This window comes from Bradyrhizobium sp. JR4.3 (assembly GCF_040547695.1).
Taxonomy (GTDB): domain Bacteria; phylum Pseudomonadota; class Alphaproteobacteria; order Rhizobiales; family Xanthobacteraceae; genus Bradyrhizobium; species Bradyrhizobium canariense.
Map to the genome: position 1 here is coordinate 235,023 of NZ_JBEPQF010000011.1, position 16,629 is coordinate 251,651.

Annotated in this window: 11 protein-coding genes; 7 read left to right on the forward strand and 4 right to left on the reverse strand. The window is 63.5% G+C overall.

Annotated features, from left to right (window positions below):
• The first annotated feature begins 87 nt into the window (after positions 1 to 87).
• The 3 genes from ABIB91_RS19800 to mdlC are packed head-to-tail and all read left to right on the forward strand — an operon-like array spanning position 88 to position 4,532.
• Positions 88 to 1,407, forward strand: a complete 1,320-nt coding sequence (locus ABIB91_RS19800) for an MFS transporter (RefSeq protein WP_354164692.1) — start codon at positions 88 to 90, stop codon at positions 1,405 to 1,407.
• Positions 1,408 to 1,440: 33 nt separating this feature from the next.
• Positions 1,441 to 2,889 (forward strand): aldehyde dehydrogenase, encoded by a 1,449-nt coding sequence (locus ABIB91_RS19805; protein ID WP_007593060.1) that lies wholly within the window; start codon positions 1,441 to 1,443, stop codon positions 2,887 to 2,889.
• 35 nt (positions 2,890 to 2,924) lie between these two features.
• Positions 2,925 to 4,532, forward strand: a complete 1,608-nt coding sequence (gene mdlC, locus ABIB91_RS19810; protein WP_007593059.1) for a benzoylformate decarboxylase — start codon at positions 2,925 to 2,927, stop codon at positions 4,530 to 4,532.
• Here the strand turns inward: mdlC and ABIB91_RS19815 are convergent.
• On the reverse strand, positions 4,529 to 6,061 hold the full coding sequence (locus tag ABIB91_RS19815; RefSeq protein ID WP_007593058.1) for a glucosamine inositolphosphorylceramide transferase family protein: 1,533 nt from the start codon (positions 6,059 to 6,061) through the stop codon (positions 4,529 to 4,531). The two genes, mdlC and ABIB91_RS19815, sit on opposite strands and share 4 nt — an antisense overlap.
• Positions 6,062 to 6,107: 46 nt before the next feature.
• Positions 6,108 to 7,283: a glycosyltransferase family 4 protein gene (locus ABIB91_RS19820; RefSeq protein WP_007593057.1), complete on the reverse strand. Its 1,176-nt coding sequence runs from the start codon at positions 7,281 to 7,283 to the stop codon at positions 6,108 to 6,110.
• A 282-nt stretch (positions 7,284 to 7,565) separates the two neighbouring features.
• Here ABIB91_RS19820 and ABIB91_RS19825 point away from each other — a divergent pair, with 282 nt between their 5' ends.
• Entirely contained in the window at positions 7,566 to 9,659 is a 2,094-nt protein-coding gene (locus ABIB91_RS19825; RefSeq protein WP_007593056.1) for a GumC family protein, read from the forward strand.
• A gap of 58 nt (positions 9,660 to 9,717) precedes the next feature.
• Here the strand turns inward: ABIB91_RS19825 and ABIB91_RS19830 are convergent, their stop codons facing one another.
• Complete coding sequence (locus ABIB91_RS19830) at positions 9,718 to 11,064, reverse strand: lipopolysaccharide biosynthesis protein (RefSeq protein WP_007593055.1); 1,347 nt, start codon at positions 11,062 to 11,064, stop codon at positions 9,718 to 9,720.
• A 431-nt stretch (positions 11,065 to 11,495) separates the two neighbouring features.
• Between ABIB91_RS19830 and ABIB91_RS19835 the strand changes: the two genes are divergently transcribed.
• Complete coding sequence (locus tag ABIB91_RS19835) at positions 11,496 to 12,719, forward strand: FAD-dependent oxidoreductase (protein ID WP_007593054.1); 1,224 nt, start codon at positions 11,496 to 11,498, stop codon at positions 12,717 to 12,719.
• Positions 12,720 to 12,748: 29 nt separating this feature from the next.
• Here the strand turns inward: ABIB91_RS19835 and ABIB91_RS19840 are convergent, their stop codons facing one another.
• Positions 12,749 to 13,885: a GNAT family N-acetyltransferase gene (locus ABIB91_RS19840; protein WP_007593053.1), complete on the reverse strand. Its 1,137-nt coding sequence runs from the start codon at positions 13,883 to 13,885 to the stop codon at positions 12,749 to 12,751.
• A gap of 226 nt (positions 13,886 to 14,111) precedes the next feature.
• Between ABIB91_RS19840 and ABIB91_RS19845 the strand changes: the two genes are divergently transcribed.
• Positions 14,112 to 15,422 carry an O-antigen ligase family protein gene (locus ABIB91_RS19845; RefSeq protein WP_354164700.1) on the forward strand — a complete coding sequence of 437 codons (1,311 nt, stop codon included), beginning with the start codon at positions 14,112 to 14,114 and terminating at the stop codon, positions 15,420 to 15,422.
• Positions 15,419 to 16,444: a glycoside hydrolase family 5 protein gene (locus ABIB91_RS19850; protein ID WP_354164703.1), complete on the forward strand. Its 1,026-nt coding sequence runs from the start codon at positions 15,419 to 15,421 to the stop codon at positions 16,442 to 16,444. Before ABIB91_RS19845 ends, ABIB91_RS19850 begins: the two co-directional genes overlap by 4 nt.
• The last annotated feature ends 185 nt before the right edge of the window (positions 16,445 to 16,629 follow it).

Here is a 16,629-nt window from a genome sequence, read left to right on the forward strand (position 1 = left end):
CGACTCTCGCCGTCGCATCCGATCAGCGGCGGCGCGGCCAATAACAACAAGACAACAAAACGACAAATGACATCGGAGGAGGAAGCCGTGACGATAAGAGCATTGGAGGACTACGACGTTGCGACCGTCGCCACTGCCGAGCAGACGGCGAGCAGCCGCCGGCGTATCCTGATCGCCGGCACCATCGGCACCGCGATCGAATGGTACGACTTCTTCATCTACGGCCTGATCGCGCCGCTGGTATTCGATCAGCTGTTCTTTCCGAAGTTCGACCAGCTCACGGCGACCATTGCGGTGTTCGCGACGTTTGCTGTCGGATTTTTGGCGCGTCCGCTCGGCGGACTGGTGTTCGGTCATTTCGGCGACCGCCTCGGCCGAAAGTCCGTCTTGCTGTGTACGCTGCTCATGATGGGACTTGCGACCATGTCGATCGGATTGTTGCCGACCTACGCCAGTGCAGGCGTGGCCGCGACCGTCGCGCTTGTGGCGTTGCGCTTCGTCCAGGGGTTTGCGCTCGGCGGCGAGTCGACCGCGGCGATCCTTATGGCGATCGAGACGGCGCCCGGCCACCGCCGCGGCTTCTCGGCCGCGGTGATCCAGGCCGCAGGACCCGTCGGCGTCGTGCTCGCCTCGTTTGCGGCGCTCACGATCTCGCGGTTGCCGGAGGCGGATTTGCTGTCATGGGGCTGGCGCGTCCCGTTCCTGATCAGCGCGGTGCTGGTTGCGCTCGGCGTCTATATGCGCCTGCGCATCGAAGAGAGCGCGACATTCCGAAAGGCGAAGGTGACTGAAGCAGCGCCTGTGGTCGAAGCGCTGCGGGAGCATTGGCGGCCGATCCTCATCGTGTTCTTCGCCGAAATGGCGCAGACATCATATTTCTATTTGACGGCGATCTTCACCATCTCCTTCGCGACCCGTCAGCTCGGCGTCCCGAAGGACGTCATCACGCAGGCCGTGCTGTTCGCCAATCTCGTCGGCCTCGTTGCGATGCCGCTCATCGGCGCCTGGTCCGACCGCATCGGACGAAAGCGTCTGTTCCTGGCCGGCGTGGTGCTCGCAGCCATCTCGATGTTTGCATTCTACGATGTGGTCGCGAGCCGTGACACGATGCTGGTGACATGCGCGGTGATCCTCGCCGCGGGGGTGATCCATCCGCTGATGTTCGGCAGCGAAGGGAGCTATTTCCCGGAACTGTTTCCGACCCGTATTCGCTTCACCGGCGTGTCGATCGGAAAGCAGCTCGGGACGGTGCTCGGCGGCGGCATCGCGCCGCTGGTCGCCACCAGCCTGTTTGCGCAAACGGGCTCCACCTACGCGATCACGGGATACTACGTCGCGCTCGCGCTCGCAGCGATGATCGCGCTCGGCTTCGCGCATGAAACCGGCAAGTCGCGGCTGCTCGGCTGAGCAGGCGCCATCACCAACATCAGGGAGGTTTTCATGGACGTCAGTCTTCTCATCAACGGGCAGGACCAGGCCGCTTCCGGCGGCAAGGTGTTCGAGCGCCGCAATCCGCTGTCGCAGGAGGTGGCAAGCCGCGCGGCCGCCGCGACGGCGTTCGATGCCGACGCCGCGGTGGCGGCAGCTTCCGCCGCATTGCCAGGATGGTCGGCACTTGGCCCGAATGCGAGGCGCGCTCTGTTGCTGAAGGCCGCAGATGCGCTTGAGGCGAAGCGCGATGCCTTCATCCGGATCATGATGGCCGAGATCGGCACGACGGAGATCTGGTCCGCCTTCAACGTGAAGCTCGCGACCGGCATGCTGCGCGAAGCGGCGTCGCTCACCACGCAGATCGCCGGCGAGGTGATCCCGTCGGACAAGCCGGGATGTCTCGCGATGTCCGTTCGCCAGCCGGCCGGCGTGTGCCTCGGTATCGCGCCGTGGAATGCGCCGATCATTCTCGGCGTTCGCGCCGTGGCGACGGCGCTTGCCTGCGGCAATACGGTCGTGCTCAAGGCGTCCGAGATTTGCCCGGGAACGCACCGGCTGATCGGCGAGGTCTTCAAGGATGCAGGCTTTCCGCCCGGTGTCGTAAATGTTCTGACCAACGCACCGGCCGATGCGCCTGCTCTGGTCGAGCGCCTGATCGCCAATCCGGCCGTGCGGCGGATCAACTTCACCGGCTCAACCCGGGTCGGCCGCGTCATCGCCGAACTCGCCGGGCGGCACCTCAAGCCGGTGCTGCTCGAGCTTGGCGGCAAGGCGCCTCTGGTCGTGCTCGACGATGCCGACCTCGATGCCGCCGTCGCCGCCGTGGCCTTCGGCGCCTTCATCAACCAGGGCCAGGTCTGCATGTCTACTGAGCGCGTAATCGTGGACGAGGCCGTCGCCGATCAGTTCGTCGCGAAGCTTGCCAAGAAGACAGGCGCGCTTCCGGCCGGCGACCCGCGCCGCGGTCCGGTGGTGGTCGGCTCGATGATCGACGAGGCGCCGGCCAAGCATGTCGTTGCCCTGATCGACGACGCGATCGCGAAAGGCGCCGTCAAGCTCGCGGGGGGCGACCGGGTTGGCACGGTCGTCCCAGCCACCGTGCTCGACCGCGTGGTGCCGGGCATGCGCATCTACACCGAGGAGAGCTTTGGTCCCGTCGTCTCGGTGGTCCGCGCGCGTGGCGTGGACGATGCCGTTCGGCTCGCCAACGATACCGAGTACGGCCTCTCGGCCGCCGTGTTCGGCCGCGACGTCGCGCGTGCCCTGACGGTGGCGCAGCGGATCGAAAGCGGTATCTGCCACGTCAACGGCCCGACCGTGCATGACGAGGCGCAGATGCCGTTCGGCGGCGTCAAGGGATCGGGCTACGGCCGCTTCGGCGGCCAGGCCGGGATCGCCGAGTTCACCGATCTGCGCTGGATCACCATCGAGACCCAGCCGCAGCACTATCCTTTCTGATCGCGCAGCAAGCGAAGCCACCAGGACGTCCATTCATGAATTCGAAAATTCTCACGGTTCGGGAAGCGACCCTCGGTGTGCTTCGCTCCTTTGGCGTCGATCGCGTTTTCGGCAATCCCGGCTCGACCGAGCTTGCCTTCCTCGGCGACTGGCCCGATGACATCGACTACGTGCTCGGTTTGCAGGAAGCCTGCGTCGTCGGCATGGCGGACGGCTACGCGCAGGCGACGGGGCGTCCGGCTTTCGTCAATTTGCACTCGGCGGCCGGGCTCGGTCATGCGCTCGGCAATCTCTTCACCGCGTTCCGCAACAAGACGCCGATGGTCGTGACAGCCGGGCAGCAGGCGCGCAGCCTGTTGCGGATGCGACCCTATCTCTTCGCCGAGGACGCCGCACAGTTTCCAAAGCCCTATGTGAAATGGAGCGCCGAACCGGCGCGGGCCGAAGATGTTCCAGCGGCGATCGCGCAGGCCTTCCTCACCGCCATGCAGCATCCGCGCGGTCCGACATTCGTGTCGGTCCCGTCGGATGATTGGGCGCGGCCCGCAATCGCACCGCCGGTCCGCCACATCGCGACGGAGTTTGCGCCCGATCCGGCGGCGATCGTTCGGCTCGGCGCGGCGATCCGGGCCGCCAAAAAACCTATCTTCGTTGTCGGACCCGAGATCGATCGCAGCGGCTGCGTCGACGCGATGGTCGCTGTGGCCGAGCAGGCGAGCGCGGCCGTTTGGGCAAGCCCGATGTCGAGCCGTTCAAGCTTTCCGGAATTGCATCGGCTGTTTGCCGGCTTCCTTCCGGCAGCACCAGGAGGGCTCGCCCGCGCCCTGCGCGGCGCCGATCTGATCGTCGTGGTCGGCGCGCCGGTGTTTACTTTCCATGTCGAAGGACAATGCGAATTGCTCGACGACGGAACGCTGGTCTGGCAGATCACGGATGATCCGACGGAAGCCGCAGCCGCTTCTGTCGGCGACACCATCATCAGCACGCTCCCGAAGGCGCTGGCTGGACTGCTGTCGGCGATGCCTGACATCGCGGAGCGCGAAGTGCCGGCCGCGCGGATGCGGCCTGCCGCTCCTGCCGCGCAACATCCGATTCCGCCGGGCTATGCGCTCGCCCGGCTCTCGGCGTTGATGCCGGGCGATGCGATCGTGGTCGAGGAAGCGCCGTCGCATCGTCCCGCCATTCAACAATTCCTGCCGCGGCCGGGTGCGGACAGCTTCTATACGATGGCGAGCGGCGGACTTGGTTACAGCCTGCCGGCCTCCGTCGGCGTGGCGCTGGCGCGGCCCGGCCGCCGCATCGTCGCCCTGATCGGTGACGGATCGGCGATGTATTGCATCCAGGCGATCTGGACCGCGGTGCAACGCCGCTTGCCGATCACCTTCGTGATCATGAACAATTCAGGCTATGGCGCGATGCGCGCCTTCAGCCAGCTGATGCAGGCGCATCGCCCGCCCGGGATCGACCTGCCCGGGCTCGACTTCGTGGCGCTCGCAAGGGGAATGGGTTGTCCGGGGCGGCGCGTGACCGATGCCAGTGACGTCGATCCTATCTTGACCGAAGCGTTGGCATCGAGCGGTCCCGCGCTGGTCGATATCGCCGTCGACGACGCCACGACGGACTTGTTCAGCCATCCGCGCTAGCTGGCGGTAGAGGGACTGGTTCGCGGCGACAAAACGGCCGATGGAAATTTGCCTCCGAAGGCGCGGGTCTTGGGTTGGACACGCGATCCGTCGATCACCTCGAGCCGGCCGTAGCGGTTCAAGGTGTGCAACTTCCTGCCGGGCCATGCCGATCCGGGCCGCAGAGAGTGGCGGACAATCTGCTTGAACGTCGTCGGCGACAGTTCGACGATTTCCGCCAGGGCGAGCGCTGCGCCGTATCCGCCGGCACAATCCTGGACCGGCCGCCACAATTTGCCATTGATGGTGACGAAATTCCCCGCAGGCCGCGTGCTCGCGCGGTCGATGAGGACGGGGTTGCTGGCATGCGGCAACCACGGGCCCATGAGGTGCTCGGCGTAATAGATCGCCAGCGAATCCGAATATCCGCCGGTGCCGTCGCGCCAAGCTCCGAACAGATAGTTCAGGCCGTTGTGCCGCGTGATCGTCACATCGGCGAGTTCAAGTCCCGAAAGCAGCGTCTCGTGCCGCTCCCATTTGTCTGGAAACCGAACGCATTTGTAAATGGCGACGTCCCCATTGGTCGAGCTCTCCGGGATCATCCACAACGCGCCATCGTCCTCGATCAGGAAGGGATAGGAGAGGTGCCAGGGCTCGTCCAGTACGGGCACGACCGCTCGGACCGGGCCCGTATCGTCGAACTCGATCGCGGAAATGATTCCTTTCCCAACCCGGTGATCGAGATCTTCAAAGAAGACGAATGTTCTTCCCTGCCATGTGATGGGGAAAGGATCGGCGTAGAAGTGATTTCCGGGGTCGGAAAGGACATTCCAGCGGGGCCCTGACAGATCTCCGGTCTGCCAGACGCCGGCACCATCATTGAAGCGCCACCCGACATGCCAATGCGGGGCATAGCAGCAGAGGCGATAGATCTCCTTGGCGATCGATGTCGCTAGGCCGCGCGCGACGTACGCCGCCGGCAGGCCGTTACCAATTCGGGCCGGTCGCGCCAGCTGCGGCAGGATGCGCGGCCGTCCCGACAGGATGGCCGCCACCATGGTCAGGGTTCGCGCCATGACCGTTTCTAGTCCGCCGCTCAGACCGGCCGCGATTTCGGCAGAGGGGTGGCCGCGATCGAGGACTGCACCGTCGACCTCGTCGACGATTTCGATCACCGGCAGATCGCCGGCGAGAATGGCGGCAAGGGCTGCGTTTTCGCCTGCGGCTCCATTGAACAGCGGACGGAGATACTGCCGGGCGGAGCAGTTCGGATCCCGCGCGGCACCGGTGAAATCGACAATGACGTCCGCTGTGCCGGTGCGAGCCTGCATCCGTTCGGGACTGATCTTCAGCCTGTCGGCGCCGCTGTGTTTGCCCTTGTGCAACACCAAACGTTCGAGCTCGAACAGCATGTCGAGACCCGTCGGCCGCGGCTCCGCCGTTGCCGTCCATGCAATCTGGACCGGTACATCCCGGTCATCGATCGGCAGCGTCTCGCGGCCCATCCATCGCCGCGCATGCTCAATTTCACAGCGAAACTCGATGATCATGTCGAGCCGATCCGTTTCCGAGTCGATCCGTTTAAATGCGCCCCGATCAAATGACCTGGCCGAGAATTCGAACGTATTCCTCCACCATGGCGTCCACTGAATAGCGCAGCTTCAGGCCTTTGGCGTTTTGTCGCAGTTCGTCGCTCAGTTTTTGGTCCGTCAGGAGCCTGGAGACGGCGGCCGACAGCTTGGTATGATCGGAGGCATCGACGAACAGCGCTGTCGGTTTTCCTTCGACGGACAGCACCTCGCGCAAGACCGGGAGATCGGTGACGACCGAGGGAACGCCGGCGTTTGCGGCCTCCACAGCGGCCAAGCCGAAGGTCTCCGCCTGCGTCGGAAATACGAATACGTCGAGAGCGGCGAGAAACTCCGCCATCTGGCGCGGGGTGATTTCGCCGAGCAGATGCAGCCTGTCCGATACTCTCAGCTCATCCGCCAACTGCCGCAGCCGGGCCTCGTCGGCTCCCTGGCCGGCCAGCGCGAGGTGCCAGGATGGTTGATCCGGCAACAGACGTATCGCCGCGTCGAGCCGCTTGTGCGGGTGCAATCTTGCTGCGCAGCCGAGCAGGGTGCGATCCGGCGGCAGATTGAACTTCTGTCGCGCAGCTTGCTTCGTCAGGGTGAGCGCCTTGTCGTCGAAGCCGTGCGGGACATGCACCATGCGCGCGCGATAAGCCTTGGGGTAGCGCGAATACTCGCGTTGCATGTCCAGCGAGTTGAGCGTGATGCGGTCGAAGAAGCCGAGGCTTCCCATGGCGATGTCGGCCATACGGACCGGCCAGCTCATCGACAGCGCGGATGAAACCTGATTGGCGATGACAGGCGCGCGGCAGATGAGGCGCGCCACGCCGGCGCCGATGACATTGCCGAAGTGCTGAAACGTCAGAACGGCGTCGGGCCTGGTGGCCCTGATATGGCCGCCGAGCGTCCACAGCATTTGCAGCAGCGCCAGCGGATTTCCCGGCCGGCTCGACGCGCAATAGATCGTGTCGGGGGGCTCATCGAACGAATCCGACTTGCGGAAGAAGAACAGATTGGTGACCCGATAGCCGCGGGCGGTCAGCCTGGCGCCAAGCAGGCGCGAGATCTCCTGCGCGCCCGCGTTCTCGGCCTGGGTCTGTACGAGAAGCACGTGCGGCTTTCGTCCGCCACCGTTGGGCGGCGGGAGTGCTGTCGCAGTCGTCTCGCCCAACGCCTTGTTTGGCTGGTAATGGAGCACGGATCCCGACCCACTAGAGAAACGAATTTTTCACATTCTTAACCCCGTGCTTACCATGGAGGCCTCGCGCGGACACCGACTAGCAATAAACGGAGTTAATGCGCGCCCTGTCGCAAGGGCATCGTTCGCGAGGGAATTCCGCTGGTTCCCGACGAAATGAAGCGCGCGCGTTAACCAATTGGTCACGGCCGCGCCAGGCGCGGGTAACCGCGGATTAACCATAGATATTTACGTTGGAGCAGGCACTGAACAGTGTTCGCCAGTTGAATCCGAGTAAAATCCATGACGTTCGGTCGCCGCGCAGACCCGACAAGTTCCGGATCGACCGCTGCCGCCGCGTCGTGGCAGACGCGACATGCGTCAAACGGCGAGTCGCGCGAATCCGCCGCGCGCTTGGGCGGTGCGCTCACGGCCGCGGGTGCGCTCTCTTTCATGCGGAACAACGCTCGCCGCATCCTGACGCTTGCTCTGGCGATTTTTTCCCTTGGCGTCATCGTTCTCTTGGTGATCCCGGTGCGATTTGCGGCGACCGCGCTGGTGGTGGTCGATCCACGCGAGCAACGCGTGACCTCGGAGCAGGACGTTCTGCCGGGCATCGGGCAGGATAGCGCTGCGCTGCAAAGCCTGGTCGAAGTGGCGAAGTCCGACGGCTTTCTCAAGCCGCTGATCGAGCAGCTCAAGATTCGGGACGACGAGGACATTTCCGGGGGACATACCGACCCCGCGCGCCTGCTCGAGAGATTCCGCAACCGCCTCGACATTTCCCGGCGCGGGCTGACCTATGTCATCGCCATCCGCTTCACGTCGAACCGGCCGGAGCGGGCCGCTTACTACGCCAATGCCATCGCCGAGGCGTTCGTCGCCAGCCAGGGCCGCAGCCGCACCGATGCGACCGACGAGGCCGCCGACTGGCTCAGTGGCCGGCTCAAATCATTGAGCGAACGGTTGAAGGCGTCAGAGGACGCCGTGGCCACGTTCAAGCTCGAGCACAGGATCGTCAACGCGGGCAAGGATTCCACCACCCAGCAATTGCGGGTCACCGAACTGTCGCAGCAGGTTGCCGCTGCGCGCGCCAGGACCGAAGAGGCGAAGGCCCGCCACGAGCAGGCACAGCGCGACGTGAAGGCGAATGTCGACAGTCCCGTCAAGCAGGATCTGCTGAGCGCCCTGCGCGCGCAGCGGTCGGCGCTCAATGACCAGATTGCGCAGAAGCGGGCGGTGTTCGGCGATCGCCATCCCGACCTCGTCATGTCGTACAGCCAGTTGACCGATCTCAACAGGCAGATCGAGGTTGAGCGGACGAAGGGCATCGACACCGCAAAATCGGAATACGAGGCCCAGCGCGAACAGCAGAAGGCGCTGGAAGGCCAGATGAAGGCGGCGGAATCGCAGCTTCTGGTCGATGGTCAGGCACTGGTCCGGCTCCAGGAGCTGCAGCGCGACGCCGAGGCCAACAGAAACATCTACGAGCAGTTCCTCTCGCGCTCCAAGACGACGAACGAGCAGCGCCTCTTGCAGAGCTCCCAGACCAAGATTGCGTCGTCCGCCATTCCGCCGCTGCGCTCGACCCTTCCACCGCTGTCCTTGCTGCTCGCCGCTCTCGCGATCGGTTCGCTGCTGACATCGACGGCGGTCGTTGCCGCCACGGGACGCGGATCGGACAAATCCGCTCCCGATGTCCGCGACCCCGAACCGGCTCCGCGCCAGCCCGCGACGTGGTCGCGTCCGCCCATTTGGGCCCGCATTCCCGACTTGGCGCCAGGCGAAGCCCCCAGAAACATCTGGCAAGCTCCGGTGTCCGCGACGACCGAACTCGATCTCGGTCTCCACCTGCGTCCGCTGCTGGAGCGGCTGGAGAAGGTGCCGGGACCTCGTGGCAAGGTCGTCCTCGTGATGTCGGTCGGGAAGCGCGCCGGCGGCAACACCGTCGCGCGGTCGCTGAATCGATGGGCGTTGAACACGGGGAAGCTGAGCGTGTTGATCCGGGTCGAGCCGGACCTCGGCGGTGCCGGGGCAGGGCTCACCAAGGGCCAAGCCGACGGCATGATCATTGCGGACTTTCGCAGCGTCGATGAGCTCCTGAGCGCCAGCAAGAAGCCCCAGCCACAGCCCGCGGACGATATTCGTTCGGAGTTCGATCTGATTGTCGTCCACGCCACCTCCCTGGCCTTGCAGCCGGAGGCGGCGGCGCTGGCTGCTCACGCCGATCTTGTCATGCTGGTCGCGCGCGAAGACGCAGTCGACTCGGCCGCAATGCGCAGGGCGATCGCTGCGCTCTCCCGGTTTGCCGGCGTGCCGACGGGCATCGTCGTCAATCGTGTGCCGGCCGGCCCGTCGGCGTCGCGTCGCGGCGAAGTGCTGGGGCTGGCTGGTTGACGCCACCGGCAACGGATTGCCGAGCCGAGCCGTGCCATTGCCTCGGCTGACCAGAGGTCTATTCGCCGGAGTCCGCGCCACGGACCGCGTAGGCGCTGGGCTTCGATGCCGAGAAGCGCAAAAGCCCCAAAATCGAAGGATCGACCCCGGTTCGCCGGCGACAGAGGATGTTGAGCGCAATGGTCGCCAGCGCCAGCGACACAGTGGCCGAGATCGCTGCACCAAGAACGCCGAGCCAGGGAATGAGGACGAGAAATCCGACTAGCCGCAGCGCTACGTTCCCGGCGATCACGGGGACGTACTCGCGCTCATAGCCGGTCAGCTGCAAGATCGCCGCAGAAGGACCGCCCGCCGCCTGGAACGCTGTTCCGATCGCGAGCACGATCAGGACCCAGTGCTGCGCAGCAAAATGCGGCCCGAACAGGTTGAGCAGATGGGGACCTCCAACCCAGATCAGGAGAAGTCCGCTGACCACGCACACCGCGGTTACTTCCGCCATGAGCCGCAACGTTCGCTCGAATTCCTGATGGTTCTTGCTGAAGTACAGCGAGGGGAGCCGACGTGCGCCAAAACTGTACAGTGCGGCCGACAGCATGGCGAAGATGTTGGCCAGCCGCGAAGCGGCAAAGTAAATTCCGGCGGTTGTGGGGTCCAGCATCCAATAGACCAGAATGACGTCGAAATACTGGTTCGCGGCTTCGAGGATGGATGCGACCCAGAAATGAAGCGCGCTCGATCTCCAGCGCGACGTCTCGGACCCCACCGCCGTGCCGCGGAAATCCGGCAGGGTTCGCGCAATCGCGATGATCTGTGCAATCAGTCCGACCGACATGGCAATCGTCATCACGGCGATCAATTCGGCGGGATCGAGCTGGCGATGGCCGAACATGATTGCGAGCAGGAACAGCACGACGCTGACGCGCCAGAAGAACTCCCTGTTTCCTTCTCCCATGAGAATGCTGACCAGGGAGCGTGCGATCTGGCTGCCAAGCATCAGTCCCGCATTCACGGCCGTGTAGGCCGACACCGCGAGAACCAGCAGCCACGAGGCGCCTTTGATGTTCGCGCCGATCGCCATTGTGCCGATCGCGATCAGCATCGCGACGGAGGAAATTTTGAGGCTCGATAGCAGCACGCCTTTGGTGAGATCGGGCTGATTTCCCACCCGATACTCGTTCAGAAATCGCACCAGCAGCGATTCCTGGCCCACCAGTCCGACGACCGCTGCCATCTGGGCGACCGAAAGCCAGGTCGCAAAGATACCAAACCCATCGGGCGACATCGTTCGTGCCGCAAGCGAGAACAACGCGAACGCAAGCGCGCCGCTACCAACCTTGAGAAGGATGGTTCCGGCAACACCGCGCGTCACGTCGCGCCGCATGAATTGGACGATGGATTCGATCATGGAGATTTAAGGGGCAACTTCCCCTGAAGAGACATTTCAGATTACCTGCAAAAGCCTAGCATGCCGAAAAACCGCGAGTGTTAATGGACGGCCTCCATGATCCTGCCGACCGCGGCGATGTCGCGGCATGCCTGTTGCTTCACTATGGAACATTGCTGATCCCATTGTCCCAGATAGAGCAAAGTGCGGCCTGATCGCGTGGCGGCATAGCGCCGCATCGACGGCCAATGAGGCGAGATGAGCCGCTGGAATGCGGACCGGCTCGCCGGGATTGGTCATCCCGAGCAAGCCGCGTGCCGGATCTCGTCGGGCCGGGCCGGTCTCCGCTGCATTAACCGAGATATCGAGAAATGATCGCGTTTGGTCCTGCGATGCGACATCAGGCGAGAGAATTGCACGGGCAATCATCGTTGACCGTGGGAGCCTGGACCATGACGGCGGATAGCAACGCGCCCGAGCCGATTGCCGCAGCCGGCCCTTCGACGATCGTCGCCGACATTGCGATCGTTGGCGGCGGCCTCGCGGGCTCGCTCGCGGCGGCCGTGCTCGCGCGGTCAGGGCATCGTGTCGCGCTCGTCGACAAGCGCGCGGTCTATCCGGACGAGTTCCGGGTCGAGAAAATTGGCGGCCATCAGCTGGAGATGTTGCGCAAGCTGGGCTTCCTCGACGCGCTCGACAGCGTCGCCTGCCGATATGATCAGGTGCTCAATATCAGGGAAGGCAAGGTGGTCGATATCAGCGTCGGCCGGGCTTACGGACTTCCGTATGCCGATCTCGTCGCCATGGCGCGCAGTCAACTGCCTGATCCGTCCAGCCTGATCGTCGACGAGGTCACTGCCGTCAACTGTAGCGACGATATCCAGCATATCGAGCTCGCGTCCGGGAGACGCATGACAGCGCGCCTCGTCGTGTTGGCCACGGGCATGGCGGGCGTTCTCGGTTACAAGCTCGGTATCAAGCGGCGGGTGCTGGCCGAGCGTCATTCGGTCACGTTCGGATTCACGATCGCGCGCCGAGACGATGCGCCGTTCGATTTCGAGGCGCTGACCTGTTACGGCGAGCGCACGGCGGACGGCATCGATTATCTCAGCCTGTTTCCCGTGCGTGCCGGCATGCGGGCAAATCTCTTCATGTTCCGCGACGCGGCCGATCCGATCATGCGCGAGCTGCGCCGCGAACCGGAAGCGACGGTGTTGCGCCTGCTGCCGGGTTTGCGGCCTTACCTCGGCGATTTCCACGTGATCGACCGGGTGCAGAATTGGGTGATGGACCTGTCCGTCGTGGAAGGACATCTGCAGCCCGGCGTCGTGCTCATCGGCGATGCGTTCCAGACCAATTGCCCTGCCGCCGGCACCGGCGTTGCCCGCCTGCTGGTCGATGTCGACCGCCTCTGCACCGAATATGCGCCGCGTTGGCTCGTGACCGAAGGCATGAGCCAGGACAAGATTTCGGAATTCTATTCCGATGTCGACAAGGTCGCGGCGGACCAGCAGTCGCTGAAGATGGCGCACTTCCGGCAGGCGCTGACGTCCCGCAACGATATCGGCTGGGACGTGCGACGGCGCCTGCACTTCCTGCGACGCAGGATCACCCACCGGGTCGATCAAATGCGGCCGGGCTGGCTCGCGCATGTTCGAGGCGCGCTACGCGCCTGAGAGCCGCACTCATCGGGGCCTCGCGCCGGTCAGCGCGTGGGCGTTGAGGTCCGGGTCGGCAGGAGCCGGAACTCCGACATTCGCTTGGCGGCCAGTTTGAGCCAGGGCGCCTGCTTCAGTGCGAACAAGGAAATGGCGCCCACGGTGCTGCCGGCCTGCGTGACCACCCACATCGGCGCGGGCTGTGCGCCGAACTGCTTCTTGTAGGGCTCGTCACCGATGGTGAAATCGAGCATCTGATCCCCGCGCTCAATGCAGTCCTTCGCGACTTGCTCGAACATCAGCGCGCCCAGGGACTGGCTCTTGTATCCGGCAATGTCGAAGGCGCTCATGATAACGAGGAAGCTGCCTCGATGGCAGAGCCCGAGCACGGCGGCAATCACCTCGCCATCCATCTTCATGGCATAGAGCCGGACAAAGGAGCCGAGGCCGCGCTGCGCCATCTCGGAATAGAAGCCGTAATATTCGGAGCGCTGGAGCAGATCTCCGTCGCCTTGCGCCTGAAAGCGCGGACCGCGGAATTTTCGCATCACGTCCAGCGCCTCGATCACGGAGGCGCTGTCGCCGCAGCATGAAAAACTCAGATCGCCCTTCTTCTGGAGCTGCCGGGATTTTTTTGCGAGCTCCTTCTGGTAGGAACGGTCCATCGCGCTGGCGCGCCATTGCTCGAACGGCGCGACGAGAACGGTCGCGTAGGCGTTGGAGTCCATCGCGGCGCGGCGGGGCGTAGCCAGGAGGTTCTCGATCGGAAGCCGTCCATCCGGGAGCTTGGTCATTCGGAGCAGATCGAACGGGCGGACAAGGTACCTGATTTCTGCGCACGCGCTCTCGTCCTTGAGCAGCTCGGAAAAGACCTGCGGACTGCACACCGGAGCCAGATAGTCGGAGACGCGAAGGTCGGCGAATTCGACGGTCCGTATCGGGCCGCGCCGGATCCGCAGCAAGGGCAGCACCATCGCAAGGGCGCCCGTCGCGCGGTGGCGGACCACGACAACCAGAGGCGTTGCGCCTGCATGAGACGCGAGCCTGGTATAGAGGGTGTCGAGCCAGAGCGGATGCTGGAACGCGGTGGCGGCCGAGTTGTCGAACAGCTCCGCGTAATCAGGCGACAGGAAGTCGAATCCCTGCTCGATGGCGATGTCGAATGTGTTGCTAGGTCTGTTCATGATAACCAGGGAAGCCGGATAGCTCGGGACCGTCGATCGAACCGGATCTGCGCTTTATAGCAGGGTCATTACAGGCGAGACACCGGCGGCGTGTGATTTGCGCTAATGCTTCAAGCAGGGCTCGTATCGTTACCAAACCGTTAATTTCTCGCAACGGCGCCGCCTCGCGGCGTGAAGCTCGACCTGCGCTAGCGAATTATTAACCGCGCTTAAGGAAGGTCATCTCATGGCCAGCCTGCAGACCGAGGTGGATTCCGGGGCACCCGGGCGCGCGATCTGGACGACGCGCAGCGTTGGCGTCGAGAGGATAGCCAGGATCGCGATCAGCTGTTCGATCACCATCAACGTGGTCGCATCGATGGGCATCTTCAACGCTGCGCTAGTGCCGACGGAGCTGAGCTTTCTGCAACAGGCCATAGCCCTTCTGATGTGGGCTATCCTGATCTACGCAAGTGCATTCGTGCAGCCGCGCCTGCGGTTGCAGGTCAATCCCGATCTGGTGGCGCTGGTCGCATTCTATGCCTTCGCTATTCTCTCGGTGTTCTGGTCCAGCCTGAGCGTCGCGGCGATCATGAAGAGCGCGGCGCTTGCGATGACGACGTTCGGCGCATTTTGCCTCGTCACGCGCGTCGACGTGGACGACATCGTGAGAGCCACGGCCCTTGGGCTCTTCATATTGGTCGCCGCGTCGGCTGTCTGTGCGTTGGCCGTGCCCGACATCGGGATCGACCACAGCTGGATGCACAACGGTCAATGGCAGGGCGTCTACGAATCCAAGCAGACGCTCGGCTTCGTCGGCGCGTATCTGATGTTCTTGGCCTGCTATCAAAAGATGACGGGGCAGGGGTGGCTGGCCTTCCTCGCCGTGTTCCTGTTGGCGTCGACATGTGTGCTCGCGTCGGAATCGCGCGGCGCCGGCGCTGTCGCCCTGGCCGCCTGCGCCATGCTCGTGACCTCGATGTGGTCGGTCGGCTGCATGAGGCTCTATGCGCTCCTGCCGTCGGTCATGTGCGTTCTGGCCGGACTTCTGATCCTGTATTTCTACGTGACGGGATACGACGCGATCCATATCGGCGATGCCAGTATCGATTTCACCGAACGAACCTTCATCTGGCATTACGCGATAAGCCATTTCAACGATGCGCCGCTGCTCGGCTTCGGCATCAACGGCTTCTGGACCATCCCGTCGATCTACGATTATTTCGAACAGAATCACGGCTGGGTGCTCGACAATTATCACAGCGGCTACATCGCGATCCTGATGGAAACCGGCTTCCTGGGGTACATGCTCTTTGCTGCGAGCGTCCTCCTGTTTTCGCACAAGATCCTTCATCTGATTTCCGCTCGCACGATCGACCGATCGCATTGTGCCCTCATCATCGGATTTGTCGTCCTCAGCTTTCAGACCAATTTTACGGAGACGACGTTCCTTCGCTCGACGATGTTCACATCGGTGCTCCTGGTGGGATTTTTCTTCGCGACGTGCAGGCCGGTGCGACCGACGGAATTCCAGGCTCTAGGAATGGAAGCGGTATGACCGCCACGCGCGCTCGCTGGTCGAGAAGCTTCAATCTCGCGGTAGCGGCGTTCTTCCTTGCATCGCTGTTCTTCCACGCCCACGGGGCCGAGCAGACCGCCGCCCGTGACATGCCAAAACTGGGTCGCGGTATCAACATTCTCGGCTACGATGGTATCTGGGAAGGCGGCCAAAACGCGCCATTTCGCCTGGACAATCTGACCGCCATCAAGAAAGCCGGGTTCGCGCATGTCAGGATCAATTTCTTCGGCTTCAAGTTCATGGGGCCGGGGAATGTCATGGACGAAATCGTCCTGAGGCGGCTCGACGCCGTCATCGAGGAGGTTCTCGCGAGGAAGCTCGTTCCCATCGTCGACGAGCACGATACTCATCTTTGCCAGCGCGACGTTTCCGAATGCGCCGAGAAGCTCAAGGCGTTCTGGCGGCAGATCGCCGAGCGCTATGCCGGAAAATATCCGGCACTCGTCTTCGAGGTGTTGAACGAGCCTGGTGGGGAAATGACGTCCGCCGGCTGGAATTCGCTCCTCAATGAATGTCTCGGCATTATCCGCCGCACCAATCCCGAACGGCTGGTCATCGCCGCCGTTCTCAACACCGACGAGATCCCTGTCGACGCGCTGGTTCTGCCGCCAGAGGACAGGCATCTCATCGTCACGTTTCATTATTACGCGCCGATACGGTTCACCCATCAGGGCGCGCCGTGGTCTCCGACGTTTTCGCGGATCGGGCCCCTGGACTGGGGCAGCCCGGAGGATGAAGCGAAGGCTGCCGCGGACTTCAGGAAGATGAGCCTCTGGGCGGAGAAAGAGCAGCGCCCGGTTTATGTCGGCGAGTTCGGAGTGTACGAGCGTGCGCCATCCGACAGCCGGCAGCGATATTTGTCATTCGTGGCGAGAAGCGCCGATAGGCTCGGCTGGTCATGGGCCTACTGGCAGTTCGATCACGACTTTGCCGCCTTCGACAGCGCGCGTCAGGCCTGGAAGCCAGGTATCCTGCGTGCGCTGATGCCGCCGACGCGTTGAAGTCGGGTCCCAAGCCCGCTCATGTAACGGAAGGAGTGTCGGGCCTTGACCCGTCGGGCAAAACACCCGCCACCGCGTCAACCCCTCTCCGCAAAAATATTCCACTTTACCGAAATTCGGTTTTGACGTATGTGTCGCTCATCCCGGCTCATCCTTGAGGGGCGATCTTGTGGTCGTCACGTTCG

Bases quoted from the DNA above. Each gene is read 5' to 3' on its own strand.
- ABIB91_RS19850 (WP_354164703.1), top strand. From the start codon at position 15,419: ATGACCGCCACGCGCGCTCGCTGGTCGAGAAGCTTCAATCTCGCGGTA.
- mdlC (WP_007593059.1), top strand. From the start codon at position 2,925: ATGAATTCGAAAATTCTCACGGTTCGGGAAGCGACCCTCGGTGTGCTT.
- ABIB91_RS19825 (WP_007593056.1), top strand. From the start codon at position 7,566: ATGACGTTCGGTCGCCGCGCAGACCCGACAAGTTCCGGATCGACCGCT.
- ABIB91_RS19835 (WP_007593054.1), top strand. From the start codon at position 11,496: ATGACGGCGGATAGCAACGCGCCCGAGCCGATTGCCGCAGCCGGCCCT.
- ABIB91_RS19845 (WP_354164700.1), top strand. From the start codon at position 14,112: ATGGCCAGCCTGCAGACCGAGGTGGATTCCGGGGCACCCGGGCGCGCG.
- ABIB91_RS19840 (WP_007593053.1), bottom strand. From the start codon at position 13,885: ATGAACAGACCTAGCAACACATTCGACATCGCCATCGAGCAGGGATTC.
- ABIB91_RS19815 (WP_007593058.1), bottom strand. From the start codon at position 6,061: ATGATCATCGAGTTTCGCTGTGAAATTGAGCATGCGCGGCGATGGATG.
- ABIB91_RS19805 (WP_007593060.1), top strand. From the start codon at position 1,441: ATGGACGTCAGTCTTCTCATCAACGGGCAGGACCAGGCCGCTTCCGGC.
- ABIB91_RS19830 (WP_007593055.1), bottom strand. From the start codon at position 11,064: ATGATCGAATCCATCGTCCAATTCATGCGGCGCGACGTGACGCGCGGT.